This is a genomic window from Pseudomonas sp. lyk4-TYG-107 (assembly GCF_030209055.1).
Lineage (GTDB): Bacteria > Pseudomonadota > Gammaproteobacteria > Pseudomonadales > Pseudomonadaceae > Aquipseudomonas > Aquipseudomonas putida_A.
The window spans coordinates 58284-82780 of sequence record NZ_JARVST010000019.1 but is presented as its reverse complement, the minus strand read 5'-3'; the positions used below and the strand labels follow the sequence as shown (position 1 = coordinate 82780).

Below are 24497 nucleotides of genomic sequence, written 5' to 3'. Positions count from 1 at the left end.
CAAGCTCAGGAGCAACACCATGAAAACCGCAACCCTCGCCGCCCGCCGCTGGTGGTACATCATGCCCATCGTGTTCATCACCTACAGCCTGGCGTATCTGGATCGCGCCAACTACGGCTTTGCCGCCGCCTCCGGTATGGCCGCCGACCTGATGATCACCCCGGGCCTGTCTTCATTGCTCGGCGCGCTGTTCTTCCTCGGTTACTTTTTCTTCCAGGTACCGGGAGCGATCTACGCGCAGAAGCACAGCGTGAAAAAGCTGATCTTCTTCAGCCTGATTTTCTGGGGCGGCCTCGCCACCCTGACTGGCGTCGTGTCCAACGCCTACTGGCTGATCGTGATCCGCTTCATGCTCGGCGTGGTCGAAGCGGCCGTGATGCCAGCGATGCTGGTCTACCTGTGCCACTGGTTCACTCGCGCCGAACGCTCGCGGGCCAACACCTTTCTGATCCTCGGCAACCCGGTAACGATGCTGTGGATGTCGGTGGTTTCGGGCTATCTGGTGCAGCACTTCAGCTGGCGCTGGATGTTCATCATCGAAGGTTTGCCGGCGGTGCTCTGGGCGTTTATCTGGTGGAAACTGGCCGATGATCGTCCTGCTCAGGCCAAGTGGCTGAGCGAACAGGAAAAGCACGACCTGGAAAGCGCTCTCGCCGCCGAACAGGTCGGGATCAAAGCGGTGAAGAACTACGCCGAAGCATTCCGCTCGCCGAAGGTGATCATTCTGGCGCTGCAGTTTTTCTGCTGGAGCATCGGCGTCTACGGCTTTGTGCTGTGGTTGCCGTCGATCCTCAAGGCCGGCGCACAAATGGACATGATCGAGGCCGGCTGGCTGTCGGCGCTGCCGTATCTGGCGGCGGTGATCGGCATGCTCGCGGTGTCGTGGGGCTCGGACAAACTGCAGAAGCGCAAACGCTTCGTCTGGCCGCCACTGCTGATCGCCTCCATTGCGTTCTACGGCTCCTACGCCCTGGGCGCGGAACATTTCTGGTGGTCGTACACACTGCTGGTGATCGCCGGTGCCTGCATGTACGCACCTTACGGGCCGTTCTTCGCCATCGTTCCGGAGATCCTGCCGGCCAACGTCGCCGGCGGTGCCATGGCGCTGATCAACAGCATGGGCGCGCTGGGTTCGTTCGGCGGCTCGTACCTGGTCGGCTACCTGAACAGCTCCACCGGTTCGCCCGGTGCCTCGTACCTGCTGATGAGTGGCGCGTTGCTGCTGTCGGTGGTGCTGACGATTTTTCTCAAGCCTGGCGCCAGTGATCGCGTCGTGGCCAAAGCCGTAATCACGCGTCCCGTGCCGGCGCATTCCTGAAGAGATTTTTGCTCATGAAAAAGCAAGTCGTGCTGTACAAGAAACTCTCGCCGGCGCTGATGTCGCGTCTGCAGCAACAGTGTGAAGTGACGCTGATCGAAAGCCTCGACGCCGACGGCTTGATGAAACTGCGCGACGCCCTGCCCGGCGCCCACGGTTTGCTCGGCGCCAGCCTGAAACTCGACGCCGCGCTGCTCGATCTGGCGCCACAACTTGAGGCGATTGCCAGCGTCTCGGTGGGTGTCGACAACTATGACATCGACTACCTGACTCAGCGCAAGATCCTCCTCAGCAACACCCCGGACGTGCTCACCGAAACCACCGCCGACACCGGTTTCGCCCTGATCCTCGCCACCGCCCGGCGCGTGGTCGAGCTGGCGAACATGGTGCGCAGCGGCCAGTGGCATCGCAACATCGGCCCGGCGCATTTCGGCACCGATGTACACGGCAAGACCCTGGGCATCATCGGCATGGGCCGCATCGGCGAAGCGCTCGCGCAGCGCGGGCATTTCGGTTTTGGCATGCCGGTGCTTTATCACAGCCAGTCGCGCAAACCGGCGGTTGAGGAACGTTTTGCGGCGCAGTACCGCAGCCTTGAGGCACTGCTGCAAGAGGCTGATTTCATCTGCCTGACCCTGCCGCTGACTGCGCAAACCGAAGGCCTGATCGGCGCCGAGCAGTTTGCGCTGATGCGCCCCGAGAGCATCTTCATCAATATCTCGCGCGGCAAAGTGGTGGATGAAGCGGCGCTGATCGACGCGTTGCGCCATCAGCGTCTTCGTGCGGCGGGGCTGGATGTGTTCGAGCGTGAGCCGCTGAATCATGATTCGCCGTTGTTGCAGCTGAATAATGTGGTGGCAACCCCGCACATGGGTTCGGCAACGCATGAGACGCGGGAGGCGATGGCGCGGTGTGCGGTGGACAATCTGCTGGCGGCTTTGGCTGGGGAGAAGCCAGTGAATCTGGTGAATCCGGTGGCTTGGCAGGGCTGAAAAATGCGCTGAATGGCGGATTGCATTCGCGAGCAAGCCCGCTCCCACAGGGTTCGGTGTGTACAGATAACATTATGTACACACCCATCCACTGTAGGAGCGGGCTTGCTCGCGAAGAGGCCAGTTCAGGCAACACAACACTGTCAGGCACTACGCGCCTGCAACAGCTGCACCGCACACAACGCAATCCGCGCACAGGCATCCGCCAGCTGCACCCGATCCAGCACCAACCCGATACGAATATGCCCCGCCGCACTCGGCCCGAACGCTTCGCCAGCCAGCACAGAGACCCCATAACCTTCCAGCAATCGCTCGGCAAACGCCTGCGCGCCAAACCCGGTCTGGCGCACATCGACCATCACGAACATCCCGCCATCCGGGCGAATCGGTTGCAACCCCGGGCAACCACGCAAGCGCTCGCACACCAGATCGCGGCGCAACCGATATTCCTCGCGCATCTGCGTCACCTCCGGCAGATCGCTTGCCAACGCGACCTCCGCTGCTTTCTGCACAAAATCCGGCAGGCCGAAAAGCATGCTCAACGACAGGTTAACCAGATGCTCGGCCAGCACCTTCGGCCCGATCGACCAGCCAATGCGCCAACCGGTCATGGCATGGGATTTCGACAGGCTGTTGATGGTTGCCGTGCGTTCGGCCATGCCCGGCAGGCTCGCCGGGCTGATGTGTTCGCCCTCGTAGAGCAGATCGCTGTAGACCTCATCACTGATCAGCCACAAATCGTGGCGCACGCACAGCGCCGCCAACTCTTGCCAGATCAGCAGCGACAGGCTCGCGCCGGAAGGATTGTTGGGACTGTTGAGCAACATCGCGCGGGTCTTCGGCGTGATCCGCGCAGCGACATCGGCGGGGTCAACGCGAAAGCCATTTTCCGGCCTGACCGGCACCGGCACCACCGTCGCGCCGCACGCGCCGAACACACCCTCGTAGGTCACGTACATCGGCTCGGCGACGATCACTTCGTCACCCGGATCCAACAGACATTGGGCCACCGAATACACCGCGCATTGCGCGCCGGGCAGCACGATCACGTGCTCGGCATCCACCATCTGGCCGCTGCGCCGCTGGTGGCGGGCGGCGATCAATTTGCGTAGCGCCAAGCGGCCACGCACTTCGGAATAATGCGTATCGCCGGCCAGCAGACTGTCGATGGCGCCGTGGATGATCGGCAACGGCGTGTCGAAATCCGGATCCCCTACACTCAGCAGCAGGATATCGACACCCTCGGCGCGCAGCTCCAGCGCTCGGTCATGAATCTGCCAGGCTGCGGCGCCCTCCCCGGCGATGCGTTGGGTCAAGGCTGAATAGCGCATGCACGTCTCCTGATTGCGCGGTTTCCAGCCTTCACCCTAGGTCAAATCACAAACCGCGCCAGCCGCTTTGTCCTTTGGATGAATTTAAAGAAGAACTTCGTACTGTGGTCGATTAGCGGTCGACTGACTACCTGTCAGAGTTGACAGTAGACCCACTTCACAAATGCTCGCTTAATCAACATGAGGAAACAACTGCGGCCACCTCTAATAGAAACGACGGAGTGTTGAAACGATGACGAATCTAAATGAAAAAATCATCTTATTGGACGCACCGGAAATCCCCGATGCGCAACCCAATTTCCCTGGCAGTCAGGTTAACCTGTTGCCATTGAGTGCATTGGTATCGCCACTAAAGGTGTTGATTCCAGACTGGCAGTGTTCACCTCCTGAACCAGTGCCAGTGCAAGTACTGTTGACGCTGTTGTTAAATGAGAAACCGGTGGCGGACTATCCTTTTACGACACCCATCGACCCGGCGCTTTTCCCATTTGCGGCCCATATCCCTGAGACCTGCCTGGCACAGGAAGGCGAGCACGAGGTTTCATATATCGTCAATATTGGCGGGAATACAGCGCCGGCAAGAAGCACGCCGATTACGGTTGATCTAACGGCTCCCAACTTCGGCAATCCGGGAGAGCCTCCGCAATTTCCACCAGAAATCGACAGTGAGGGGATCACACAGCAGTATCTCGCCACCCACAATGATGAAGTTCTGGTAACCATTGGCATCTATATGCAGCAGCTAGCCTGCGACAGTATCGAATTTCACTTTGGCTCACTTGCGTCGAAGCCGGTCATCATTGAAACGGTGCGTGACGCAACTTCATCTACCGTTATCAAACTGAGTGGCGCGACTATCCGTGGGATAGGCTCCGGCACCATGTTCGCGTTTTACAGGCTGCGCGATCGTGCAGGAAACCTTGGGCAACTATCTTCGTTTAAGCAAGTCAACGTGGACCTGTCTTGAAGCGCTGACTCTTCGAGGTGGGCCGAACACTCATCTGGTTCGGCCCACTTCAGGCAACTGCGTATTTCTCAAATCACAAAGCGCGCCACCATCGCATTCAAATCCACCGCCAGACGCGACAGTTCATGGGTCGCGGCGCTGGTTTGATTCGCGCCGGCGGCGGACTGCGTGGCCAGATCACGGATGTTGACCAGGTTGCGATCAACTTCACGGGAGACCTGCGCCTGTTCTTCCGAGGCGCTGGCGATCACCAGGTTGCGCTCGTTGATCTGGTGGATCGACTGGGTGATTTGCTCCAGCGCCACACCCGCAGCGCGGGCCATTTCCAGAGTGGTCTGGGTGCGCTGGTTGCTTTGCTGCATCGACGACACCGCTTCGCCGGTACCGTTCTGGATGCCAGCGACCATTTTTTCGATTTCCTGAGTCGATTGCGCAGTGCGATGGGCCAAGGCGCGTACTTCGTCCGCTACCACCGCAAAACCGCGTCCGGCCTCACCGGCACGCGCTGCTTCGATCGCCGCGTTGAGGGCCAGCAGGTTGGTCTGTTCGGCGATGGCGCGGATCACATCCAGCACCTTGCCGATGTCGCGCCCCTGCGCGGCGAGGCCTTCGATCATTTGCGCGGTGCTCTGCACGTCATGGGTCATGGTCTGGATCGCGTCGACGGTTTTCACCACTTGATCGCGACCTTCACGGGCAGCCTGGGTCGACTGGTTCGAGGCTTCGGAGGTCGATACCGCGTTGCGTGCGACTTCCTCCACAGCGGCGGTCATTTCGTTGACGGCGGTGGCGGCTTGTTCGATCTCGTTGTTCTGCTGTTGCAGGCCACGGGAAGCCTCTTCGGTGACCGCGCTCAGCTCTTCGGCAGCCGCGCCCAACTGAGTCGCGGAACCGGCGATCTGTTCGATGGTTTTGCGCAGGTTGATCTGCATCGTGGACAGGGCTTGCAGCAGTTGGGTGGCTTCGTCTTTGCCGTCGACTTCAATCGACTGGGTCAAGTTGCCGCCAGCGATGGTTTGCGCAGCCTGTACCGCACGGTTCAACGGGGTGACGATGCTGCGGGTCAGCAGCAGGGCCAACACGACCGTGGCGAGCGCGGCGACCACGGCAACAACGATGATGCCGGTAATGGCGCTGTCGTAATGCTCACCGGCCTGGGTGGAGGCGACTTTCGCACCCGCCGCGTTGATCGCGATCAGCTTGTTGAGTTGCTCGCCCATCTGGTCGGTGCCGTCCTTGATTCGCGTGTTGATCAAGGTGCGCATCTCGTCGACCTTGTCCTGACGCGACAGCTCCATCATCTGGTTTTGCGCTTGCAGGTAGTTGTCGAGCGTGGTCGCGAACGTCTGATACAACGCACGCTCTTCGCTCTCTGCCGGCAACGCGGCGTAGCTGGCCTGAGCACTGCGCACCTTGTCCACCAGCACGCCGATGCGCGTTTGAGCTTCTTGCAGACCTGCCGGGTCGCGGTTGACCAGAATCCGGAACGACAGAATCCGCAGGCGCAGAACGTTTTCCGTGACCACGCCAAGGTAGGTGACGCTGGGCAGTTGGTTGGTATCCATGTCGATGGAAGCCTGGCGGATGGTCGACATGCGGTTGACGGCGAACACACCAAGGACAATCACCAGCAAAGCGATAAAGGCAAAACCGAGGAAGGCGCGGGGTGCGATATTCAGGTTACGCAAGGACATGATTGGACTCTCGGATAGAGGTAACTGCGAGCGTCCTTGCCATCATCACTGGACCTCGGGGGCGGGACCAGTCAGGCGTCACTGTTCGAGGGAATCTGTGTGCGCCTGATCTCTGTATCGGCGGCGCTTTAGGAAGATTTGGTGTAAAGCGAAAATATTTTTCAAGGTGTTTCACCACTAAAACACCTTGACACTAACCCCCTGTGGAGAGGGGATTTATCCCCTCTCCACAAAATCTTCAGGAAGTCAGTCATTGAGTTTGGCCATCTGCCAGACGCGGGCAATGTCAGTCGCCCGTTCGCGCAACAAGCGTGGAGCTTCGGCACAGGCCTGCTCCAGGGTCATCGGGCCGCTGGTGACGGCGAATGCGGCGTCGATGCCGTGCTCGTAGAGTTCCTGATAACCCTCACCCAAGGTGCCGGCGATGACGATCACCGGCACGCCGTGCTGCTTGGCAATCCGCGCCACGCCGAACGGGGTCTTGCCGCGCAAGGTCTGCGCGTCGAAGCGCCCTTCGCCAGTGATCACCAGGTCGGCGCCGTTGACCGCTTCAGCCAGGCCCACCAACTCGGCGACCACCTCTACGCCGGCCTGAAATTGCGCACCGAGAAACGCCTTGGCCGCAAAACCCAGTCCGCCCGCTGCACCACTGCCCGGCTCATCGCGAACGTCCTTGCCCAACGCTTGCGCGCAGAGCTCGGCGAAATGCCCCAGCGCCTGATCCAGTTGCTGCACTTGCGCCGGCGACGCGCCCTTTTGCGGGCCGAAAATCGCCGAGGCGCCGTGCGGGCCGCACAGCGGATTGTTAACGTCGGCGGCGATGTCGAAGCGCACGTGGGCCAGACGCGGATCAAGCTCGCTCAAGTCCAGTCGCGCCAGTTGTGCCAGCGCCAAGCCGCCCGGCACCAATGGCTGACCCTGCGCATCGAGCAATTTCACCCCGAGCGCCTGCATCGCGCCGGCGCCGCCGTCGTTGGTGGCGCTGCCGCCAATCGCCAGAATCACCCGTTGCGCGCGGGCATCCAGCGCGGCGCGAATCAGTTCGCCGGTGCCGAAGGTGCTGGTGATGCAGGCATCGCGTTGCCCCGTAGGCACTAATTGCAAACCACTGGCCTCGGCCATTTCGATGATCGCGGTGTGATTGTGTGGCAACCAGCCCCACGCGGCGTCGACCGGCGCACCCAGCGGCCCGCGTACTCGGGTGCGGCGCAGTTCACCCTCGCAAGCGGCGAGAATCGATTCCACCGTGCCCTCGCCGCCGTCGGCCATCGGGCATTTGACCAGTGTTGCGTGCGGCCAGACCTGCGCCAGCCCCAGCGCAATGGCTTCGGCAACGCCTTGGGCACTCAGGCTGTCCTTGAACGAATCGGGGGCGATGACGATCTTCATGCGAATTCTCCAGTTCCAATGCACCTCATGCTGCCAGTCGGCCTGCGCATTGACGCCGGTCCGCTGCACAAGGGCGGTTGGCGTTTATTGTTCATTTCTACAAAAGACTGTGTCGAATGTACCGACGCTTTCGCGAGCAGGCTCGCTCCCACAGGGGAATGTATTTCAAATGTGGGAGCGAGCCTGCTCGCGAAGGCGTCGGTGAAAACACCCGATCAGTCCGGCTCAGTCTGAGGAAGCAACTGCACCCCGAGGTACAACGCCAGCATCCCGTCGAGTTTCAGCGGATCAACCCCGCTCAACTCAGCAATCCGCTCCATCCGGTAACGCAAGCTGTTGCGATGAATGCCCAGCGCATCGGCGCAGGCCTGACTCTGCCCGTCGTGTTCACACCAGCTGCGCAGGGTTGCGAGCAACTGGCCGTTGCCGTCCTTGGCGATGACCTTGCGCAACGGTTTGAGCAACTCATCCAGCGCATCATCGTTGCGATGGCGCCAGAGCATCACCGGCAAGCGATAGCGATTGAGCGTCAGCAATCGCGAATTCGGCAGCACTTCCCGGCCATAAGCCAGCAGATCGCCAACCCGCCGATAACAGCGGCGTAACCCGGCCAGCCCATCCGCCTGCCCACCCACAGCGATGCGCAGAATGTTCCAGCCCAGGCCATCGAGTTTTTCCAGCAGGCGATCATGCTCAACCGTTTGACTTGCGGGTCGGCACCACAGCAGCGACGACTTGGCCGAACTCACGCACCAGCTGTCCGGATAGCGCGAGGTCAACCACGCGCTCAACGCCTCGACGGTTTGCCCCGGCCCATGCTCCAGACCCAGTTCGAACAGATACGGCACCCGGGTCAACTGCGGCTTGAGCCCCAGTTGCTGCGCCTCATCGATCAGTCGCGGCGAGTCGCCGGCGTCGCTCAACAGCAACGCCAACAGGTCATCGCAACGCTGGCGCCGCCATTGCTGCTCGGCCTGCTGGTTGCGCTGGCCGACGAGCATTTCGGCGGTCATGCGCACCAGTTCGGCGTAGGTGCGCAGTTGCTCCGGTTCGCCGGTAATGCCAAGCACGCCGATCAGGCGTTGATCAAGCATCAGCGGCAGGTTGATGCCCGGCTGCACACCCTTCAAGTGCACGGCGGTTTGTGCATCGATCTCTACCACCCGCCCGTTGGCCAGCACCAGTTGCGCACCTTCGTGACGGGTGTTGATGCGCTCCGGCTCGCCGCTGCCAAGGATCAGGCCCTGGCTGTCCATGACGTTGACGTTGTAGGGCAAAATGGCCATGGCCCGGTCGACGATATCCTGAGCGAGGTCGTGATCGAGTTCGAACATGATCGGCAAAATCCTTAAGCAGCGGCGGCGGACGGTTGTTCACCCGCACAGGGTCTGGCGGCAAACCCTGTGCTCAGGCACAAAGACAATCCGGCCACAGGTGGCCGAGACTCTCGGGGCGATCAACGTTAACCTGTGCATCGCAAAAAATCATAATAAAGAGAGAGCCGCTATGTCGCAGAGCGCCGCAGCTACCCAGACCATCGACGACGGTAAAAACGCCGTCTACAAACGCATCACCCTGCGTTTGATCCCCTTCATCTTCATCTGCTACCTGTTCAACTACCTCGACCGGGTCAACGTTGGCTTCGCCAAACTGCAGATGCTCGACGCATTGAAGTTCAGTGAAACCGTATACGGCCTCGGTGCCGGGATCTTCTTCATCGGCTACGTGCTGTGCGGCGTGCCGAGCAACCTGGCGCTGACCAGATTCGGCCCGCGCCGCTGGATCGCGCTGATGATGATCACTTGGGGCACGCTGTCGACCTGCCTGTTGTTCGTCACCACCCCGACCCAGTTCTACACCCTGCGCCTGTTCACCGGTGCGGCCGAAGCCGGGTTCTTCCCGGGTGTGGTGCTGTACCTCTCGCAGTGGTTCCCGACGTTCCGCCGTGGACGGATCATGGCGCTGTTCATGTCGGCAATTCCGGTCTCGGGCCTGCTTGGCAGCCCGTTCTCCGGCTGGATTCTCAATCACTTCGCCGCCGGGCAAGGTGGACTGGCCGGCTGGCAGTGGATGTTCCTGCTGCAAGGTATTCCGACCGTGATTCTCGGCGCCCTCGCCTATTTCCTGCTCAGCGACAGCTTCGCCAATGCCAAGTGGCTGAGCCCGCACGAGCGCGCGGTGCTTGAGGCGGATCAGGCCGAAGACTTGGCGAACAAGCCGAAAACCACCTCCGACTCGCTGCTCGCGGTGTTCAAGAACCCGGCGATCTGGGCCTTTGGCCTGATCTACTTCTGCATCCAGAGCGGCGTGTACGCGATCAACTTCTGGCTGCCGTCGATCATCAAGAACCTCGGCTTCAGCGACAACCTGGTGATCGGCTGGCTGAGTGCGATCCCCTATCTGCTGGCGGCGGTTTTCATGTTGCTGGTCGGGCGTTCGGCGGACTTGCGCAAAGAACGGCGTTGGCACTTGGTCGTACCGATGCTGATGGGCGCGCTCGGTCTGCTGATCGCCGTGAACTTCGCCGCCAACCCGGCCATCGCCATCCTCGGCCTGACCCTTGCAACCATGGGCGCGCTGACCGGCCTGCCGATGTTCTGGCCAGTGCCGACTGCCCTGTTGAGCGCGGGCGCGGCGGCCGGTGGTCTGGCGTTGATCAACTCGATGGGGCAGATGGCCGGTTTCCTCAGCCCGTACCTGGTGGGTTGGGTCAAGGACAGCACCGGTTCGACCGATGCGGCGTTGTATCTGCTGGCGGGTGTGATTGTCGGCGGCAGTTTGCTGGCATTGCGCATGACGCGGACGCTGCGCGCGTAATCACGCTTCCAGATCAAAAGATCGCAGCCTGCGGCAGCTCCTGCATGGAAATACGCGTTTCCCTGTAGGAGCTGCCGCAGGCTGCGATCTTTTTTGCTTAATGATTACAACGCCCCGACTTGCCAATCACGGAAAAATCCCGCAAAAACGCACAGATCTTTAAAGGATTTTTACCAATGAGCTCGATTCTCGATCTGGAGATCTTCGTACGCGTGGCCGACTCCGGCAGCATCTCCGCCGCTGCCCGCGCGCTGGAACTGACGCCGGCCGCCGCAAGCATCGCGCTGAAGCGTCTGGAAACCCGCCTCGGCATCCGCCTGCTCGCGCGCTCTACCCGCAGCATGCGCCTGACCGAAGAAGGTCGGCGTTATCTCGACAGCGTACGCATTGCCCTGTCCGCCCTGGCCGAAGGTGAGCAGGCACTGAAGCAACACGGCGAAGGCCTCAGCGGTGTGCTGCAACTGGCGGCGCCCTCGGACTTCGGACGCAACGTGTTGTTGCCGTGGCTGGACGACTTCAAACGTGAACACCCGAATATTCAACTGCAATTGCTGCTCAACGATCGGCACGCCGATCTGTTCCGCGAAACCGTGGACGTCGCACTGCGCTTTGGCGTGCCCAGCGATTCGACATTGGTGGCGATACCGATTCTGCCGGCGCATCGCCGTGTTGCCTGCGCCAGCCCGGACTATCTCGCCCGCCATGGCACACCGCAACATCCCGGCGAACTGTGCGAACACAGCGCCCTGCTCTACCTGCGCAATGGTCGGCCCTACAACACCTGGCGCTTCAGTCGCGAGGACGAAACGCTGGAGGTTGAAGTACACGGCGATTACTTCAGCGATGACGGCGAAGTCGCGCGGCGCTGGGCCCTGGCCGGGCATGGCATTGCCTACAAAGCCTGGCTGGACGTCGCCGAGGATGTGCGCGGCGGACGCCTGCTGACGCTGTTCGATGACTGGCATGGCGAGAGCGTGCCGTTCAATCTGCTGTGCCCGCATCGGGTGCAAGTGTCCGAGCGCGTTCGGGTGTTGCAGGCGTTTTTGCAGACGCGTTGCGCAGCGCTCAGTCGATAATTCACTTTGCCCCGTCGGATGCTTCTGGTATTTGATTGGAGTTTTCCCACCCGATAAAAGGATTTCGGCATGAGCTATCGCACACTGGGGCACTCGGGGTTGCAGGTGTCCACCCTCACCCTCGGCACGATGATGTTTGGCGAGCAAACCAGCGCCGAGGACTCGCTGCGCATCATCGACAAGGCCTGGGATCAGGGCATCAATTTCATCGACACTGCCGACGTCTATACCAACGGCCGCTCGGAAGAAATCGTCGGCGAGGCGATTGCCCGCCATCGGCACGAATGGGTGTTGGCAACCAAGGTCGGTTTCGGCCCGGCGGACGGCGTGCCGAACCGCAGCGGCTTGAGCCGCAAGCACATCTTCAATGGTCTGGAGGCCAGCCTGACCCGTCTTGGCACCGACTATCTCGACATCTATTACCTGCACCGCGAAGACCACAACACGCCGCTGGAAGTCAGCGTATCGGCAATTGGCGACCTGATTCGCCAGGGCAAGATCCGTTACTGGGGCCTGTCGAACTATCGCGGCTGGCGCATCGCCGAGGTGATTCGCATCGCTGACAAACTCGGTATCGACCGCCCGGTGATCAGTCAGCCGCTGTACAACATCGTCAACCGTCAGGCCGAGACCGAGCAGATCAGCGCCGCGCAAACCTATGGCCTCGGCGTGGTGCCTTACAGCCCGCTAGCCCGTGGCGTGCTCAGCGGCAAATACGCACCCGACGTAACCCCGGACGCCAACAGCCGCGCCGGGCGTCAGGACAAACGCATTCTGGAAACCGAATGGCGCGTGGAATCGCTGCGCATCGCCCAGCAGATTCAGCAGTACACCCAGGGCCGTGGCGTCGGGATTGTCGAATTCGCGATTGCCTGGGTGCTGAACAACAGCGCGGTGACCTCGGCGATTGTCGGGCCGCGCACCGAACAGCAGTGGGATGCTTACACCAAGGCGCAGGCGGTGCAGATCACGGCGGAGGATGAAGCGTTTATCGACTCGCTGGTGACGCCGGGGCATGCTTCGACGCCGGGGTTTAACGATGTGAGCCATTTTGTGTCAGGCCGTAAACCGCGTCAGGCCTGAAAGCCTCACAAGCCGGGCATCAGCGGCGTCAGCAGATTACGAGGGCAACACAAATCCATTGTGGGAGCGAGCCTGCTCGCGAAGAGGCCGGCACATTCAACATCTGCGTTGTCTGGCACACCGCTTTCGCGAGCAGGCTCGCTCCCACAGGTTTTGTGCTTATCTTCAGGATGTGGGAAATATTGACCGCCCCGGCCAATATTCAGCACAAAAACCACGTATCCTGCGCGCTCTGTTTGATCACCCATCCGCGAGGACAGTTTGTCTAAAGGTATCGCTCTATCGGTTTCAGCTTCGGTGCTGTTTGCCGTCATGTATTACTACACCTCGCTGCTCACTCCGTTGAGCGGCGTGGAAATCTTTGGCTGGCGGATGCTGCTCACCGTGCCGTGCATGACCGTGTTCATGCTGGTGTCGGGTGAATGGCGGCGGGTGCTGGAGTTGCTGCGCAAGGTGGCGGGCTATCCAAAGCTGATTGGCGGTCTGATTGTTTCGTCAGGTTTGCTCGGCGTGCAGTTGTGGCTGTTCATGTGGGCGCCGCTCAACGGCTACAGCCTCGATGTGTCGCTGGGTTATTTCCTGTTGCCGCTGGCGATGGTACTGACCGGTCGCATTGTGTACGGCGACAGCCTGTCGTACCTGCAGAAAATCGCGGTGTTCTTTGCCGTTCTCGGCGTGGCGAACGAGCTGTATCGGGTCGGCGGATTTTCCTGGGCGACCCTGGTGGTCGTGGTCGGTTACCCGCTGTATTTCGTCCTGCGCAAACGCCTGAAGACCGACAACCTGGGCGGTCTGTGGGTCGACATGACCTTGATGCTGCCGGTGGCGTACTGGTTCGTGCGCGGTGGTGAGCAAGGCTTCGCCGTGTTCGATCAGTATCCGGGCTTGCTCTGGCTGATTCCGCTGCTCGGTCTGATCAGTGCTTCGGCGCTGGTGGTGTACATCATTGCCAGCCGCTTGCTGCCGTTCAGCCTGTTTGGTTTGCTCAGTTACGTCGAGCCGGTGTTGCTGCTCGGCGTGGCGCTGTTGCTCGGTGAAAGCATCAAGGCCGGCGAGTGGCTGACCTACATTCCGATCTGGCTCGCCGTTGTGGTGCTGATCTTCGAAGGCTTCAAACACCTGATGCGACAACGCAGGTCTTAAAAGCAACACAAAACTACCGTGGGAGGGGGCTTGCTCGCGAAAGCGTCAGTTCAGTCAACAAAGACCTTGAACCAAAGACCGAATTCGCGAGCAAGCCCGCTCCCACAGTTTTGCTGATGCAAAAAAAATCCCGGCTGTGCATGACTGCAAGCCGGGATTTTTTCATTCTGGTGGAGGATTACTCGGTTGCGAGCACACCACGACGCACCTGATCACGCTCGATCGATTCGAACAGGGCCTTGAAGTTGCCCTCGCCGAAACCATCATCGCCCTTACGCTGGATGAATTCGAAGAACACCGGGCCCATCAGGGTTTCCGAGAAGATCTGCAGCAGCAGGCGCTTGTCGTCCGGGTTCGACGAGCCGTCGAGCAGGATGCCGCGCGATTGCAGCTGGTCAACCGGCTCGCCGTGGTTCGGCAGGCGGCCTTCGAGCATTTCGTAGTAGGTGTCCGGCGGCGCGGTCATGAAGCGCATGCCGATCTTCTTCAACTGATCCCAGGTCTTGATCAGGTCGTCGGTGAGGAACGCCACGTGCTGAATGCCCTCGCCATTGAACTGCATCAGGAACTCTTCGATCTGCCCGGCGCCCTTGGACGACTCTTCGTTCAGCGGGATGCGGATCATGCCGTCCGGTGCGGTCATCGCTTTCGAGGTCAGGCCGGTGTATTCGCCCTTGATGTCGAAATAGCGGATCTCGCGGAAGTTGAACAGCTTCTCGTAGAAGTTGGCCCAGTAGGCCATGCGGCCGCGGTACACGTTGTGGGTCAGGTGGTCGATGATCTTCAGACCGGCACCGACCGGGTTGCGATCAACGCCCTCGATGAACACGAAGTCGATGTCATAGATCGAACTGCCTTCACCAAAACGGTCGATCAGGTACAGCGGCGCGCCGCCGATGCCCTTTATCGCTGGCAGGTTCAGCTCCATCGGGCCGGTTTCGATGTGGATCGGCTGAGCACCGAGTTCCAGTGCGCGGCTGTAGGCCTTTTGCGAATCCTTCACGCGGAACGCCATGCCACACACCGACGGGCCGTGTTCGGCCGCGAAGTACGAAGCGACGCTATTGGGTTCGTTGTTGAGGATCAGGTTGATCGCGCCCTGACGGTACAGGTGCACGTTCTTGGAGCGGTGGGTCGCGACTTTGGTGAAGCCCATGATCTCGAAGATCGGCTCCAGGGTGCCAGGAGTCGGCGATGCGAACTCGATGAACTCAAAGCCCATCAGTCCCATTGGGTTTTCGTATAAATCTGCCATGGTGACGCCTCATCATTCTTATCAATTAACCAGAGTTATTTGTCAGTAATGCTGAGACCGGCGGGAGGTGCGCAGGAGATGCCTCGCACACTGCGAGCGAGGAAGTCACCGTAGATCAGTTGAAACCCGAATATCTTCATTGTCGACCCAAGGCTCTTGCGGGCGAGGCTTCTGCTGCCAGAAGACGTTTATTATTGTATGCGTAACCCGATTCTACACAGCGTAAATAGGGTTGTCTGCCCTCTCTATAAAATCCGCCTTTTTCGCATCGGTGCAAGGGGTTTGTTGCACAGGTAAATCCCGGTCAGCACCAACCCGCCGCCCAGGCACATGCTCAACGTCAGCTGCTCGCCGAGCAGCAACGCGCCGAGCACCACCGCGGTCAGCGGATTAAGGGCAATGAACACGCCGGATCGGGTCGCGCCGATTTTGCGGATGCCGTCGTAGTAGCCGATGTAGGCCAGCGCCGAGCCGAACACGCCGAGGTAAATCAGACTCAGCCATTGTGCCGTGCCAATGCTGATCAAGGCTGCCCCGCTCACCTCGCCACTTAGCGTCGCCAGCGCCCACAGCATCGCGCTACCGATCAACACGGAAAAGGTCACGGTCTGCAGCGGGCCGATGGATTGGTTCAGCCCCCGGGAAAACAGCGAGTAAACACCCCAGCTCAACACGCAGCCAAAAATCAACAGATCACCGATCCACGCATCGGGTGTCACGGCAAGTAATTGCGGGTCACGGCTGACAATCACCAGGCCGGCGCCCGTGATGCAGATCGCGATACCGGCGACTTTCGCCCGACCCAGGCGCTCCTTGAACAACAACCACGAGGCCAGACCGATCACGGCCGGGTTCAACGCGACAATCAACGAAGCCCGTGAAGCGTTGATGTACTGCAGGCCATAAAAGAAGCACAGGTTGTAGAGGAAAATGCCGAAGAACCCGAGCAACGTCAGTTGCAGCCATTGCCCGGGTGTCGGTCGCGCCAACGGGATACGCGCTATCCACAGAAACCCGAGCAACGCCACGCTGGCGAGCAGGAAGCGCAGGCTGGCGGTGAACAACGGGCTGATGCTGCCCGCCAGAAAACGCCCGGCGACAAAGGTCCCGCCCCAAATCATGGTTACCGCTGCCAGCGTCAGGTAAACCGGCCGGTCGGAGGCCGTTAGGTGGGTTTGCTCAAGGTTGCGCATGATGTTCCAAACGAAAGAAGTTGAAGGATGGCGTATCATTCCCCTCATGCCATCTCATCGTAAAATGAGTAAAAACTCATGACCCTCACGCAACTGGAGATCTTCTCGCTGGTCGCCGAACTGCGCGGATTTACCCTCGCCGCCCATCGTCTGGGGATTTCGCAGTCGGCGATATCCCACGCGATGAAATCGCTGGAACAGGAGTTGGGCGTGGAGTTGTTGCGGCGGCACCAGTCGCAGGTGGAGCTCACCGATATCGGCGAGCAGTTGCTCCAACGCGCACGGGCCATGCTCGGTCTGGCCAACACGTTGCGCCAGGAAGCGGCCGATGCGCGGGGCATGAAAACCGGCACGTTGCGTATTGGCTCGTTCGGCCCGACGTCATCAATCAAGTTGCTGCCGAAGATTCTGCAGCGCTATCGCGAAGTGCATCCGGGCATCGAAGTGCACATTGATGAGGCGCCGGATCGGCAGGTTCTGCAATGGCTGGAAGAGCGGCGAATCGACGTCGGTTTTGTGGTGTTGCCCGAGGAACGCTTCGACACTTTTGCTCTGGTCGAAGATCAGATGGTTGCGCTGCTTCCCCTCGATCACCCAATGGCCGCACATGGGGCGCTGAGCCTCCAGGATCTGTGTGCCGACCCATTTGTGCTGACCGAGGCCGGCTCATCGGAACTGGTTTCGCGTCTGTTCAGCGCCGCGCGCCTGCAACCGAACATTCGCTATCGTTGCTCGCAATTGCTCAGTACGCTGGACGTCGTCAGCCGGGGCGATGCCATCACCGTTGTCGCCGAGGGCTCATTGCCGGACGATCCAGCGCCCCGTTACCTGAAGAAACCGCTGTTGCCGGCGGTACAACGCCTGATCGGCCTCGCAGTCCTCGATCAGCGTCAGGCTTCGCCCGCCACGCGGGCATTTATCGAACTCGCCACGCAGATCAACCAGCCGTGAGCGGCACAAGCGCCAACGGCCATCTATCATCCCTTCTGACTTCGCTGTTTTTCACCGGTGCGCCGTTGCCAGGCCTGCATTCGAGAGTTCCACCCCATCGCGACAGGATGCGCCAATGCCCTTGACCGTCAGACCCCGCCGCAAACGCAGCGTACGCATTTTTGTGAGCCTGCTTTGTGGTGTTTTGCCCGTCCTGCTAGGCGGCGGGATTCTGTATCTGCAAGCCGGACGCGCCTTGCAACAGAGCACACAAAATACTGCCGAGGAGGCGTTGCGCCAGTTTGAACTGATGCTCGACAACACCGCCCAGGCCGCCAGTGAATTGTTGCCATTGGCCGGCCAGCCCTGCGATAGCGTGAAACTGGCCTTGCGTGAGCAGGTGACGCGTCGACCTTTTGTGCGCTCGACCAATCTGGTGTGGGACAACAACCTCTATTGCAGCTCGCTGTTCGGGGAGTTCAAGGAGGCCGTGAATCCGGGCGACTATACGCAGGGCAAACTGTGGTTGATGAATGGCAACCCCGTCACGCCCAACACCGCGCTGTTGGTGTATCGCCTCAGCGAAGGTCGCGGTGGCGCGCTGACCACCCTCGATGGTTATCACCTGAGCAACATCCTGCGCCTGATCGGCCGGCAGACGCTGCTGTTGTTGCAGGTCGGCGATAACTGGCTGTCCGTCGATGGCAAGGTGCATCAAGGCGCCCTGCCGCCGTTACCGGTGGCGCAGAGTATGCTCGCGTCTTCGCGCTATGCCTTCAGTGTCAGTGCAGGCTTTTCGCAGGGGCAAACGTGGCGCTACATGGCCGGCGAATACCCGCCGCTGTTCAGTCTGCTGATATTTTTCGGGGTGATCGCGGGCGCTATCGCCCATGTCCTGCAACGGCGCGCCACTTCGCCCAGCCATGAGATGCTGCGCGCGCTGGAGGCTGGCGAATTCATTCCCTACTTCCAGCCGGTGGTGCATGGCGACAGCCGGAAGTGGTCCGGCGCTGAAGTGCTGATGCGCTGGAATCACCCTAAGGAGGGTCTGGTGCGTCCGGATCTGTTCATTCCGTTTGCCGAACATTCAGGCCTGATCGTGCCCATGACTCGTTCGCTGATGCAGCAGACAGCCGCCCTGCTCGGCCCGTTGTCGGCGGAGTTCGACAAACCGTTCCACATCGGCATCAACATCACCGCCAGCCATTGCCAGGATCTGCAACTGGTCGAAGACTGTCGCGGGTTTCTCGCTGCTTTTGCCCCCGGCAGTATCAACCTGGTGCTGGAGCTGACCGAGCGCGAGCTGATTGAGCCAACCGATGTCACGCACCTATTGTTCGAGCAGTTGCACGCGCTGGGGGTGATGATCGCCATCGACGATTTCGGTACCGGCCATTCAAGTCTGGGCTACCTGCGAACATTCAATGTCGATTTTCTCAAGATCGACCAGAGTTTCGTCGCGATGATCGGCATTGATGCGCTGTCGCGGCATATTCTGGACACGATTATCGAACTGTCGGCCAAGCTCGATTTGGGTATTGTTGCCGAAGGTGTAGAGACTCAGGCTCAGGCTGACTATCTGACCGCACACCACGTCAACTTCCTGCAGGGCTATCTGTTCGGAAAACCCATGCTTGGCGCCGACTTCATCGATGCATTAAGTCACCATTAACTAAAAATAAATTAAGCCCGGCGCTGCGACCGGGCGCACCAAATTGATACAAAACACCACTGTTGTTACATGACGACAAGATCAGGATTTACTCTTGGCGCATTAACTACTACAATTTTTTCAGCCTGTGCAAGATTGGCAGGTGAGCCATTATCACCGAGTCGCTTCAAGGCTCTTGGCTTATAGCTTTGTTTGCGGTTGGTATCAGCCAAACACACTATTGGAGTAAAGATATTGTCCAGACTCGCTGAATTTCGTGCAGCTGAAAAGGCCCTTCAGGAACAGCTCAAGCAGTTGGAATCGCTGAAGAACGATGCCGGGCTCAAGAAAGAAATCGAATTCGAAGAAAAGCTCCAGGGGCTGATGAAAACCTACGGCAAAGGCCTGAAAGACATCATCGCCATCCTCGATCCGAACCCGTCCAAGTCCGGCCTGCAAGTGTCTGCCGCACCGAAAACCCGCCGCGCTCGCGTGGTCAAGATCTATCAGAACCCGCACACCGGTGAACTGATCGAAACCAAGGGCGGCAATCACCGCGGCCTGAAAGCCTGGAAAGAACAGTACGGTGCTGCCACCGTTGATTCCTGGTTACGCGGTTAATCTTGCGTCAACAAACAAGCCCTGCTCTATGCAGGGCTTTTTTTCGACAATATCTAACAAAAGCAACGATTTCCGCCACGCTAGTTATCAATCTGCTTTAACACCCACAAGCCGTGAGGCTAAACATTTTGCGCCGGGATGTTGCAACCGCAACGACCGCTAAACTTTGTGCTTAATTCCTTCGGGTATCTAAACCCGTAGCGGTGCAAACAGACGCTTAAAGTTTCAAGCTGTTTCTCACTGCGACTATTTCCTCGGCGCTCGCCTTATAAACCTCAGCCTGACCCGCGTAAGAAAGTACATAAGCCTTATCCGTCGCGACCGCAGCAACCAATGTTTGCGACAACACATGACGGCCGTTTTCGGTGATCGTGCAGGTGGTCTCCAGTGCATCCAGAACGGCGAGTTTTGCCGGATGTATCTTGTTGCAAACGCTTTGATAGCCACCCTGGAAGAAGTCTTTCTGAATAGATTTGCGCATTTCCAGCAGGACACCCTGCACATTGACCTGATGGCCTGCCTCAACCTGGCTCATGGTCAACTCCATCACCATCACCTGATTGCCGTCAGCATCGTTTTTCACCGCGCGCTGGCGCGAAACCTGAGGGGCTTGATCAGGCAGCGCCTCTACTTCCCAGCCTGCAGGCCAGGTGATACTGGGCTGATCCGCCAGCGCCGGACCGGCAAGCAGCGATGAGAAAAGGCAAACGAACAGCGCTTTGAACGGTCGGATCATTACCAGAGGCACTCGCAGATTGAGCTGCAAAGTCTGAGGCCCGGCCGCCCACAGAGCAAGCCGCGCATTCGGTTTGGCGATGCCGCCCCGCATGCGTATCATTGCGCCCATTCACTCGCCCCATTGTTACGGAGGGCCTATGAGCCTGCACGAACTGAACACTTTCCCCGGCGTCACCGCCACTCCAGACAGCGCAACCCGCAACTTCGTCTTCAACCACACCATGCTGCGTGTAAAGGACATCACCAAGTCGCTGGATTTCTACACCCGCGTACTGGGCTTCTCGCTGGTTGAAAAGCGTGATTTCCCGGAAGCCGAATTCAGCCTGTACTTCCTCGCACTGGTCGACAAGGCGCAGATCCCGGCCGACGCCGCCGCCCGCACCGAATGGATGAAGTCGATCCCCGGCATTCTGGAACTGACCCACAACCACGGCACCGAAAACGACGCCGACTTCGCCTATCACAATGGCAACACCGACCCACGCGGTTTCGGCCACATCTGCATCTCGGTGCCAGACATCGTTGCCGCGTGCGCACGTTTTGAAGAGCTGGGCTGTGATTTCCAGAAGCGCCTGACTGATGGCCGTATGAAAAGCCTGGCGTTCATCAAGGACCCGGATGGCTACTGGGTTGAAATCATCCAGCCTGCGCCGCTGTAACTGACCACATAAAAGCCTTTGTGGGAGCGGGCTTGCTCGCGAAAGCGGTGAGTCATTCAGCGAAAATGCTGGCTGACAGGACGCTTTCGCGAGCAAGCCCGCTCCCACCTTCAAATTGTGGCAGGCATAAAAAAACCCATGATCGCTCATGGGTTTTTTCGTTTCAGCGACTGCCGTTTTACGCCGGCGCCGAAGTACGGATCAAGTGATCGAACGCGCTGAGGGAAGCCTTGGCGCCCTCGCCCACTGCAATCACGATCTGCTTGTACGGCACAGTGGTCACGTCGCCGGCCGCGAAGATCCCCGGGATCGACGTCTCGCCACGGTTGTCGACGATGATTTCACCACGCGGCGACAGCTCGATGGTGCCTTTGAGCCAGTCGGTGTTCGGCAGCAGACCGATCTGTACGAAAATCCCTTCCAGCTCGACGCTGCGCAGTTCGTCAGTATTGCGATCCTTGTAACGCAGGCCGTTGACCTTCTCGCCATTACCGGTGACTTCAGTGGTTTGCGCACTGGTGATCACGGTGACGTTTGGCAGGCTGTGCAGTTTGCGTTGCAGTACCGCGTCGGCACGCAGTTGCACGTCGAACTCCAGCAGTGTCACGTGGGCAACGATACCGGCCAGGTCGATGGCCGCTTCAACGCCGGAGTTACCGCCGCCGATCACCGCCACGCGCTTGCCTTTGAACAGCGGGCCGTCGCAGTGCGGGCAGTACGCCACGCCCTTGTTACGGTATTCCTGCTCGCCCGGCACGTTCATTTCACGCCAGCGCGCACCGGTCGCCAGGATCACGCTCTTGGCTTTCAGGGTCGCACCGCTGGCGAAATGGACTTCGTGCAACTCGCCATTCTTGCCGGGAATCAGCTTGTCGGCGCGCTGCAGGTTCATGATATCGACGTCGTACTGCTTGACGTGTTCTTCCAGCGCCGTCGCCAGTTTCGGGCCTTCGGTTTCCTGCACGGAAATGAAGTTCTCGATGGCCATGGTGTCGAGCACCTGACCGCCGAAGCGCTCAGCCGCAACACCGGTGCGGATACCTTTACGGGCGGCATAGATCGCGGCCGACGCACCGGCCGGGCCACCGCCAACTACGAGCATATCAAAGGCTTGTTTGGCGCTGATTTTCTCGGCCTGACGCTCGATGGCGCCGGTGTCGAGTTTGGCGAGGATTTCTTCCAGGCCCATGCGGCCCTGGCCAAAGTTCTCACCGTTGAGGTAGATGCTCGGCACGGCCATGATCTTGCGATCGTTGACTTCGTCCTGGAACAACGCGCCGTCGATGGCGACGTGACGGATGTTCGGGTTCAACACAGCCATCAGGTTCAGCGCCTGGACTACGTCCGGGCAGTTCTGGCACGACAGCGAAAAGTAGGTTTCGAAGTTGAACTCACCTTTGAGCGAGCGGATCTGTTCGATCACTTCGGCACTGGCTTTCGATGGGTGGCCGCCGACTTGCAACAGGGCCAGCACCAGCGAGGTGAATTCATGGCCCATCGGGATGCCGGCGAAACGCAGACTGATGTCGGCACCCGGACGGTTGATCGAGAACGACGGCTTGCGGGCATCGGTGCCGCTGTCGATCAGGGTAATCTGGCTCGAAAGACTGGCAACGTCTTTCAGCAGGTCAAGCATTTCCCGGGATTTCGCACCGTCGTCGAGGGAAGCAACGATCTCGATCGGCTGGGTAACCCGTTCCAGGTACGATTTCAACTGGGCTTTAAGATTGGCGTCCAACATACGGGCGATCTCCTGTGTCTTTATTCGAGGCGAAAAAAAGCCCGAGCGAATCTCGCCCGGGCTTTTTCAATGGGCGGTGCAGCTTACTGAAGTAGGTGCGGAGTCCCGCCCTGTGTTGCGTGTCTCACAGACTCAGATCTTGCCGACCAGGTCCAGGGACGGAGCCAGAGTGGCCTCGCCTTCTTTCCATTTGGCCGGGCAAACTTCGCCTGGGTGAGCAGCAACGTACTGAGCAGCCTTGATCTTGCGCAGCAGCTCGGAAGCGTCACGGCCAACGCCGCCATCGTTCAGTTCAACGATTTTGATCTGGCCTTCAGGGTTGATCACGAAGGTGCCACGGTCAGCCAGGCCAGCTTCTTCGATCAGCACGTCGAAGTTGCGGGAGATGACGTGGGTCGGGTCGCCGATCATGGTGTATTCGATTTTGCCGATGGCTGGCGAGGTGTTGTGCCAGGCAGCGTGAGCAAAGTGGGTGTCGGTCGAAACGCTGTAGATTTCCACGCCCAGTTTCTGGAACGCAGCGTAGTTGTCGGCCAGGTCTTCCAGCTCGGTTGGGCACACGAAGGTGAAGTCGGCTGGGTAGAAGAACACTACGGACCATTTGCCTTTCAGGTCAGCGTCCGAGACTTGTACGAAGTCGCCGTTTTTGAATGCGGTAGCTTTGAACGGTTTTACTTGGCTGTTGATGATAGGCATTGATGACTCTCCGTCAGGGTTGTGAATTCGATGGGTGAATCCTACCCACTCACTCGACGGATGGCTCATTGGCAAACCTGATGCTGCTGATTTGTTTTCGCTATTAGCAGACTGTATTAATAGAAGAAAACCATATCTACGACGAAGCCGGTTTATCCGTAATCCGGGCCATCCCGTGAAAGGGGCTGGCTTCAACATAGCGCATGGCTGACTTCATATCCTTCCAGCCGACGTAACTCATCAGCGATTTCAGATCCCAGCCGCTTTGATGCGCCCACGTGGCAAAGCCGCGGCGCAGGGAATGGCTGGTGTAACGCTCGGCCGGGATGCCGGCGCGCTCGAGCGCCTGACGCAACAGCGGAATGATGCTGTTGGCGTGCAAGCCCTCCTCGCTCAGATGGCCCCAGCGGTCAACGCCGCGAAACACCGGACCGCGTACCAGGGCTGCCTCGGTGATCCAGTCGATATAAGCCTGCACCGGGCACAGCTTGAGCAGCGCCGGCGCCTGATAGGTCTGCCCGAGGTTGTCGCGGTCGCCCTTGCTGCGCGGCAGGTAGAGGGTGATGCCGCTGCCGGCGTGCGCCTGCACGTGCTCGATCTGCAGACGGCACAACTCGTCACTGCGGAAGCCCCGCCAGAAGCCCAGCAGAATCAGCGCCCGATCGCGATAGGCCTTGAGCAGCTGCGGACGATCCTGATTCTGCCTGGCGCTACTGGCTTCCTGCTCCAGCCAGTCGACCACTTGCTGCAGATCGTGCAATTGCAACGGTTCGGCCTGTTTTTCCTGCGCCGGATGCAGTGCGCGAATGCCTTTGAACACTTTGCGCACCACCGGCGCCTTGGTCGGATCGGCAAAACCCTGACTGTTGTGCCACTGCGCCAGCGCTGACAGCCGCAGTTTCAGTGTGTTGATCGACAGCACCCCGGCATGCTCGACCAGATACCGCGCCACGCTGTCGGCGGTCGCTGGCAGGAAGCCGCCCCACTTCACTTCGAAATGCTCGATCGCAGAACGATAACTGCGGCGGGTGTTGTCACGGGTGGCGGCTTGCAGGTAGCGATCGATCTCGCTCATGGGCAGTGTTCTCGCAGGCGTACTGATTGCTGGATGAAAAACCCGATTCAGGGGTCTGACATTGGGTAATACCAGTATATCCCGCCTGTGATTAATCAAGCATTTAACTTTATTTTCAGCGTGGTACA

The 24497-nt window shown here is 59.6% G+C and carries 21 protein-coding genes; 11 read left to right on the top strand and 10 right to left on the bottom strand.

What is annotated here, in order from left to right; translation table 11 throughout:
* Nucleotides 1–19: 19 nt before the first annotated feature.
* Both QRN61_RS15685 and QRN61_RS15680 read left to right on the top strand, forming a co-directional pair.
* Nucleotides 20–1318, top strand: coding sequence for an MFS transporter (locus QRN61_RS15685; protein ID WP_097089677.1), 1299 nt, complete (start codon nt 20–22; stop codon nt 1316–1318).
* A 14-nt stretch (nt 1319–1332) separates the two neighbouring features.
* Nucleotides 1333–2310: a 2-hydroxyacid dehydrogenase gene (locus QRN61_RS15680; protein ID WP_285374125.1), complete on the top strand. Its 978-nt coding sequence runs from the start codon at nt 1333–1335 to the stop codon at nt 2308–2310.
* Nucleotides 2311–2453: 143 nt separating this feature from the next.
* Here QRN61_RS15680 and QRN61_RS15675 read toward each other — a convergent pair whose 3' ends face one another.
* Entirely contained in the window at nt 2454–3641 is a 1188-nt protein-coding gene (locus QRN61_RS15675) for a pyridoxal phosphate-dependent aminotransferase (protein ID WP_115989839.1), read from the bottom strand.
* 232 nt (nt 3642–3873) lie between these two features.
* Here QRN61_RS15675 and QRN61_RS15670 point away from each other — a divergent pair, with 232 nt between their 5' ends.
* Nucleotides 3874–4608 carry a hypothetical protein gene (locus QRN61_RS15670; protein ID WP_150370523.1) on the top strand — a complete coding sequence of 245 codons (735 nt, stop codon included), beginning with the start codon at nt 3874–3876 and terminating at the stop codon, nt 4606–4608.
* A 68-nt stretch (nt 4609–4676) separates the two neighbouring features.
* Here QRN61_RS15670 and QRN61_RS15665 read toward each other — a convergent pair whose 3' ends face one another.
* The 3 genes from QRN61_RS15665 to QRN61_RS15655 all read right to left on the bottom strand — a co-directional run bounded on the left by QRN61_RS15665 (nt 4677) and on the right by QRN61_RS15655 (nt 9025).
* Complete coding sequence (locus QRN61_RS15665) at nt 4677–6302, bottom strand: methyl-accepting chemotaxis protein (protein ID WP_150370522.1); 1626 nt, start codon at nt 6300–6302, stop codon at nt 4677–4679.
* Nucleotides 6303–6548: 246 nt separating this feature from the next.
* Complete coding sequence (locus QRN61_RS15660) at nt 6549–7691, bottom strand: glycerate kinase (RefSeq protein ID WP_150370521.1); 1143 nt, start codon at nt 7689–7691, stop codon at nt 6549–6551.
* A 215-nt stretch (nt 7692–7906) separates the two neighbouring features.
* Nucleotides 7907–9025: a sugar diacid recognition domain-containing protein gene (locus QRN61_RS15655; protein WP_150370519.1), complete on the bottom strand. Its 1119-nt coding sequence runs from the start codon at nt 9023–9025 to the stop codon at nt 7907–7909.
* A gap of 172 nt (nt 9026–9197) precedes the next feature.
* Between QRN61_RS15655 and QRN61_RS15650 the strand changes: the two genes are divergently transcribed.
* From QRN61_RS15650 to rarD, 4 genes are all read left to right on the top strand, one after another.
* A complete protein-coding gene (locus QRN61_RS15650; RefSeq protein ID WP_103368989.1) occupies nt 9198–10508 on the top strand; it encodes an MFS transporter in 1311 nt (436 codons plus the stop codon).
* 176 nt (nt 10509–10684) lie between these two features.
* Nucleotides 10685–11584: a LysR family transcriptional regulator gene (locus QRN61_RS15645; protein ID WP_027611997.1), complete on the top strand. Its 900-nt coding sequence runs from the start codon at nt 10685–10687 to the stop codon at nt 11582–11584.
* A 69-nt stretch (nt 11585–11653) separates the two neighbouring features.
* The gene (locus QRN61_RS15640; RefSeq protein ID WP_027611998.1) at nt 11654–12667 is read left to right on the top strand and encodes an aldo/keto reductase; all 1014 of its coding nucleotides are present in this window, start codon (nt 11654–11656) and stop codon (nt 12665–12667) included.
* 261 nt (nt 12668–12928) lie between these two features.
* Nucleotides 12929–13810 carry an EamA family transporter RarD gene (gene rarD / locus QRN61_RS15635; RefSeq protein ID WP_027611999.1) on the top strand — a complete coding sequence of 294 codons (882 nt, stop codon included), beginning with the start codon at nt 12929–12931 and terminating at the stop codon, nt 13808–13810.
* A 178-nt stretch (nt 13811–13988) separates the two neighbouring features.
* Here the strand turns inward: rarD and hppD are convergent, their stop codons facing one another.
* A complete protein-coding gene (gene hppD, locus QRN61_RS15630) occupies nt 13989–15065 on the bottom strand; it encodes a 4-hydroxyphenylpyruvate dioxygenase (protein WP_115989844.1) in 1077 nt (358 codons plus the stop codon).
* Between the two features lie 245 nt (nt 15066–15310).
* Nucleotides 15311–16258 carry a DMT family transporter gene (locus tag QRN61_RS15625; RefSeq protein WP_285374124.1) on the bottom strand — a complete coding sequence of 316 codons (948 nt, stop codon included), beginning with the start codon at nt 16256–16258 and terminating at the stop codon, nt 15311–15313.
* Between the two features lie 78 nt (nt 16259–16336).
* On the opposite strand from QRN61_RS15625, the gene QRN61_RS15620 reads away from it, so the two are divergent.
* The 3 genes from QRN61_RS15620 (at nt 16337) to QRN61_RS15610 (ending at nt 19460) form a co-directional block, all read left to right on the top strand.
* Entirely contained in the window at nt 16337–17209 is an 873-nt protein-coding gene (locus QRN61_RS15620) for a LysR family transcriptional regulator (RefSeq protein ID WP_285374123.1), read from the top strand.
* 115 nt (nt 17210–17324) lie between these two features.
* Nucleotides 17325–18860 carry an EAL domain-containing protein gene (locus QRN61_RS15615; RefSeq protein WP_285374122.1) on the top strand — a complete coding sequence of 512 codons (1536 nt, stop codon included), beginning with the start codon at nt 17325–17327 and terminating at the stop codon, nt 18858–18860.
* A gap of 234 nt (nt 18861–19094) precedes the next feature.
* Complete coding sequence (locus QRN61_RS15610) at nt 19095–19460, top strand: histone-like nucleoid-structuring protein, MvaT/MvaU family (RefSeq protein ID WP_285374121.1); 366 nt, start codon at nt 19095–19097, stop codon at nt 19458–19460.
* 217 nt (nt 19461–19677) lie between these two features.
* On the opposite strand, the gene QRN61_RS15605 is transcribed toward QRN61_RS15610, so the two are convergent.
* On the bottom strand, nt 19678–20196 hold the full coding sequence (locus QRN61_RS15605; protein WP_097089854.1) for a DUF4946 domain-containing protein: 519 nt from the start codon (nt 20194–20196) through the stop codon (nt 19678–19680).
* Between the two features lie 139 nt (nt 20197–20335).
* Here QRN61_RS15605 and gloA point away from each other — a divergent pair, with 139 nt between their 5' ends.
* Nucleotides 20336–20857, top strand: a complete 522-nt coding sequence (gene gloA / locus QRN61_RS15600) for a lactoylglutathione lyase (RefSeq protein ID WP_007963339.1) — start codon at nt 20336–20338, stop codon at nt 20855–20857.
* Between the two features lie 178 nt (nt 20858–21035).
* Here gloA and ahpF read toward each other — a convergent pair whose 3' ends face one another.
* The 3 genes from ahpF to QRN61_RS15585 all read right to left on the bottom strand — a co-directional run bounded on the left by ahpF (nt 21036) and on the right by QRN61_RS15585 (nt 24369).
* The gene (gene ahpF, locus QRN61_RS15595) at nt 21036–22598 is read right to left on the bottom strand and encodes an alkyl hydroperoxide reductase subunit F (protein WP_285374120.1); all 1563 of its coding nucleotides are present in this window, start codon (nt 22596–22598) and stop codon (nt 21036–21038) included.
* Nucleotides 22599–22730: 132 nt separating this feature from the next.
* Complete coding sequence (gene ahpC, locus QRN61_RS15590; RefSeq protein WP_003224621.1) at nt 22731–23294, bottom strand: alkyl hydroperoxide reductase subunit C; 564 nt, start codon at nt 23292–23294, stop codon at nt 22731–22733.
* A 136-nt stretch (nt 23295–23430) separates the two neighbouring features.
* Nucleotides 23431–24369 (bottom strand): site-specific integrase, encoded by a 939-nt coding sequence (locus QRN61_RS15585; RefSeq protein WP_007963337.1) that lies wholly within the window; start codon nt 24367–24369, stop codon nt 23431–23433.
* Nucleotides 24370–24497: the final 128 nt, after the last annotated feature.

Coding starts and splice junctions, on each gene's coding strand:
- QRN61_RS15685 (WP_097089677.1), top strand. CDS start 20: ATGAAAACCGCAACCCTCGCCGCCCGCCGCTGGTGGTACATCATGCCC.
- QRN61_RS15680 (WP_285374125.1), top strand. CDS start 1,333: ATGAAAAAGCAAGTCGTGCTGTACAAGAAACTCTCGCCGGCGCTGATG.
- QRN61_RS15675 (WP_115989839.1), bottom strand. CDS start 3,641: ATGCGCTATTCAGCCTTGACCCAACGCATCGCCGGGGAGGGCGCCGCA.
- QRN61_RS15670 (WP_150370523.1), top strand. CDS start 3,874: ATGACGAATCTAAATGAAAAAATCATCTTATTGGACGCACCGGAAATC.
- QRN61_RS15665 (WP_150370522.1), bottom strand. CDS start 6,302: ATGTCCTTGCGTAACCTGAATATCGCACCCCGCGCCTTCCTCGGTTTT.
- QRN61_RS15660 (WP_150370521.1), bottom strand. CDS start 7,691: ATGAAGATCGTCATCGCCCCCGATTCGTTCAAGGACAGCCTGAGTGCC.
- QRN61_RS15655 (WP_150370519.1), bottom strand. CDS start 9,025: ATGTTCGAACTCGATCACGACCTCGCTCAGGATATCGTCGACCGGGCC.
- QRN61_RS15650 (WP_103368989.1), top strand. CDS start 9,198: ATGTCGCAGAGCGCCGCAGCTACCCAGACCATCGACGACGGTAAAAAC.
- QRN61_RS15645 (WP_027611997.1), top strand. CDS start 10,685: ATGAGCTCGATTCTCGATCTGGAGATCTTCGTACGCGTGGCCGACTCC.
- QRN61_RS15640 (WP_027611998.1), top strand. CDS start 11,654: ATGAGCTATCGCACACTGGGGCACTCGGGGTTGCAGGTGTCCACCCTC.
- hppD (WP_115989844.1), bottom strand. CDS start 15,065: ATGGCAGATTTATACGAAAACCCAATGGGACTGATGGGCTTTGAGTTC.
- QRN61_RS15625 (WP_285374124.1), bottom strand. CDS start 16,258: ATGCGCAACCTTGAGCAAACCCACCTAACGGCCTCCGACCGGCCGGTT.
- QRN61_RS15620 (WP_285374123.1), top strand. CDS start 16,337: ATGACCCTCACGCAACTGGAGATCTTCTCGCTGGTCGCCGAACTGCGC.
- QRN61_RS15615 (WP_285374122.1), top strand. CDS start 17,325: ATGCCCTTGACCGTCAGACCCCGCCGCAAACGCAGCGTACGCATTTTT.
- QRN61_RS15605 (WP_097089854.1), bottom strand. CDS start 20,196: ATGATCCGACCGTTCAAAGCGCTGTTCGTTTGCCTTTTCTCATCGCTG.
- gloA (WP_007963339.1), top strand. CDS start 20,336: ATGAGCCTGCACGAACTGAACACTTTCCCCGGCGTCACCGCCACTCCA.
- ahpF (WP_285374120.1), bottom strand. CDS start 22,598: ATGTTGGACGCCAATCTTAAAGCCCAGTTGAAATCGTACCTGGAACGG.
- ahpC (WP_003224621.1), bottom strand. CDS start 23,294: ATGCCTATCATCAACAGCCAAGTAAAACCGTTCAAAGCTACCGCATTC.
- QRN61_RS15585 (WP_007963337.1), bottom strand. CDS start 24,369: ATGAGCGAGATCGATCGCTACCTGCAAGCCGCCACCCGTGACAACACC.